Source organism: Ruminococcus sp., from assembly GCF_045129435.1.
Classification (GTDB): domain Bacteria; phylum Bacillota; class Clostridia; order Oscillospirales; family Acutalibacteraceae; genus Ruminococcoides.
On sequence record NZ_JBGVJL010000008.1, the window covers coordinates 1 to 3,341 of the forward strand.

The window sequence follows — 3,341 nt, forward strand, 5'->3', positions numbered from 1 at the left end:
CAGAAATTTTAAACGTTTCCGTAACCGTATTTTACATATGTTTTCTCACCAAATGCAAAAACAAGCGATAGCTTGATTTACTATCGCTTGTTCATTTCAATTCTTCTTTTTCGGGTTTACCCCAACTATTGACATTGAGCCAATATTCAACAGATACGGTTTTATCGGCAACGGTCGCTTTGCTGATACCATACGATTTTGCCTCCGCTTCTTCGGTGTTTTGTTGAGCGGCATTAAATTCGTCCGAAATCATATTTCCGACTGTGGAATTGCCCTCAACCGTAACGGTGTTATTAACAATATTATTCGTTGTAATATTGTTGTTTTGCTCTGCCGCATTCGGATATACCATACTTGTCGATACCATAAGCATAGTAACCAAAACAACAGATATTGCCTGTTTTAATTTTTTCATCTTATGTACTCCTCTTCTTTTTTATACAAAATTGTATATGCTACAATATTATATCATACAGACAATATATCAACAATTGTTTAAAATTCCAATAATTTATTATTTTTATGTATATATTAACGAAAAAGGCTGTTGCAAGTAATACAACAGCCTAAAAATACTATTAAATTCATTCAGCAAGCATATTCAACAATTCTTCTTCCGAAATAATCGTAATACCGAGTTGCTGTGCTTTTGTCAGCTTACTTCCGGCATCTTCGCCCGCAAGCACATAATCGGTCTTTTTAGAAACCGATGAGCTTGTTTTTCCGCCATTCTGCTCAATCAGCTTGCCCGCCTCACTTCTCTTCATTGTGGGCAGAGTACCGGTAAGCACAAAGGTTTTACCTTCAAAAATTCCGCCCTTCTTTTTCTGCTCAGAGGGCTTCATCTCAAGTCCGAGTTCCTTTAATTCAGCTATGAGATTTTTTGTGCTTTCGGCAGAAAAATAATTCACAACGCTGTCAGCCATTACAGAGCCAAAGCCCTCTATGGCAGAAACCTGTTCAGCGGTTACATTCAACAAATCATCAATGCCCGAAAAATTTTCACACAAAAGCTTGGCGGCCTTTAAACCGATATTTCTTATACCAAGGGCAAAGACAAGTCTGTAAAGCTCGTTTCGCTTTGATTTTTCGATTGATTTAATAAGATTTTGAGCCGACTTTTCAGCCTTGCGGTCAAGTGCTGTTATGTTCTCAGCGGTAAGTCGGTATAAATCGGCAGGAGATTTTACAAGCCCCTCAGCAACAAGCTGTTCAAGTACAGCCGGACCGAGTCCGTCAATATCCATAGCATCTCTGCCGACAAAATGAATGAGATGTCGCATAAGCTGAGCAGGACAGTCGGTGTTTGTACAGCGGATTGCCGCCTCGTTTTCATCACGCACAACAGGAGTGTGACAGGACGGACAAAGCTTCGGAAACTCAAAAGGCACTGCATTTTCACCATGCTCCTTGACAGAAAGCACCTCAGGAATAATCTCTCCCGCCTTACGGATAATTACAGTATCGCCAACGCAAATGCCCTTTTCCTCAATAAAATCTTTATTGTGCAAGGTTGCTCGACTGACTGTAGTACCTGCAAGAAAAACAGGCTCAAAAATTCCCACAGGAGTAAGCACACCTGTTCTGCCGACATTTATTTCAACCTCAAGAAGCTTAGTTGCTTTTTCTTCAGGCGGATACTTATAAGCCTCAGCCCATTTAGGATATTTTGCGGTACTGCCTAATAATTCTCTGACAGAAAAATCATCAACCTTTACCACCGCACCGTCAATGGCATAGTCAAAAGTACCACGCATATTGCCTATACGCTCAATCTCCTCAACAGCGTCCTCCATAGTATCAAAAATATTATAAAAGGCTGTCGGAAATCCAAGCTTGGTAAGGTAATCAAGGCTCTGGTGGTGGCTTGTAAGCTCCACACCTTTTATCTGCTGAATATTAAACACGAAAATATCAAGCTTACGCTTTGCTGTAATTTTAGAATTTTTCTGTCTGAGTGAGCCGGCGGCAGCATTTCTCGGATTTTTAAAAGGTTTTTCCTCGTTATCCTCCTGTTCCTTTACAAGCTCGTTAAAGCTATCAAAGGACATATATACCTCGCCACGCACCTCCAAAAATTCAGGTGCATTCTCAAGCTTTTTCGGAAGTGAACGGATTGTCATAAGATTGTCGGTAACATCTTCGCCCACAGTGCCGTCACCACGGGTTGAACCACGCACAAATACGCCGTTGCGGTACTCGCAAGAAACCGAAAGTCCGTCAAACTTTGGCTCGACAACATATTTCACATTCGGTGCAACCTCTCGCACTCGTCTGTCAAAATCTAAAAGTTCGGCATGAGAAAAGCTGTCATGCAGACTTTCCATAGGCACAGCGTGAGTTACAGGTGAAAACTTTTCTCCACGCTCACCGCCTACTCTGTTGGTAGGAGAAAGCGGTGATTTTAGCGTTGGAAATTCATTTTCAAGGTTTTCAAGCTCACGCAAAAGCATATCGTACTCATAGTCCGAAATCTCAGGATTGTCGAGGTTATAGTAACGATTGTTGTGGTATTCAAGCGTTTTTGTAAGCTCTTTAATTCTTTGTTCTGCCAGAATTATATCCATATAATCTATCCTTATTTTTCATTTACATAAAGCAAACAAAATGATTTTTAGAAACATTTCTTTTTAAAATTAAGCAATGTGAAAACTACTTATTAACCGCTGAAGTTCCTTTTTCTTTCAAATAAGTTGACTCAAGGTCGGCAAGGTGAAGCTTTACAGCGAGCGGATAACGCTCATATGCAAGCGAAATTGAATTACTGTTTTTGTCACCAAACTCGCCCATATGCCAACGGATTGCCATAGCCTCATCTATTTTTAGGTGCATTTTACGCTCAATGAGAAAAACTGACTTTTCGCCATGTCCGTATGGGAACTGATCCTCTATAGCGTAATAAGGTACTTTTTCCCATGCACCTGTAAGCTCGTTTTTAACATTTCTTGATGACACCTTATAAAACTGTGCCTTGCACAAATCGTGCAAAAGTCCACAAATCGCAAAGCTTTCTATGCTGTCGGTTTCCTCGTCATAGTGCTTTTCCATCATTGTGTTAAACACGCTTACGGAGTGCATTACCAGTCCGCCCTCACAGGCACAGTGATACTTTGTGCTTGCAGGTGCTGTAAAAAAGTCGGTACGCTTGAGCCACTCGAGCAGTTCATCTGCACCGTTGCGTGTTATGTACTTTGTATAAACCTCAATAAATTCTTCTCTTGGAGTCATTTTTATCGCTCCTTTAAAAATTAATAGAACAAAAGGGCATCCCTATTTGGAATGCCCTGTTTAATAACAAATTATTCAGCAACCTCTTCAGTAGCCTCAGCAGGAGCCTGCTC

Annotated in this window: 3 protein-coding genes; all 3 read right to left on the reverse strand. The window is 40.7% G+C overall.

Annotation, left to right across the window (positions count from 1 at the left end; genetic code table 11):
* Nucleotides 1-91: 91 nt before the first annotated feature.
* On the reverse strand, nucleotides 92-415 hold the full coding sequence (locus ACJMMI_RS00295; RefSeq protein ID WP_405352400.1) for a hypothetical protein: 324 nt from the start codon (nucleotides 413-415) through the stop codon (nucleotides 92-94).
* A gap of 169 nt (nucleotides 416-584) precedes the next feature.
* On the reverse strand, nucleotides 585-2,567 hold the full coding sequence (gene ligA / locus ACJMMI_RS00300; RefSeq protein ID WP_405352401.1) for an NAD-dependent DNA ligase LigA: 1,983 nt from the start codon (nucleotides 2,565-2,567) through the stop codon (nucleotides 585-587).
* 85 nt (nucleotides 2,568-2,652) lie between these two features.
* Entirely contained in the window at nucleotides 2,653-3,228 is a 576-nt protein-coding gene (locus tag ACJMMI_RS00305; RefSeq protein ID WP_405352403.1) for a hydrolase, read from the reverse strand.
* Between the last annotated feature and the right edge of the window lie 113 nt (nucleotides 3,229-3,341).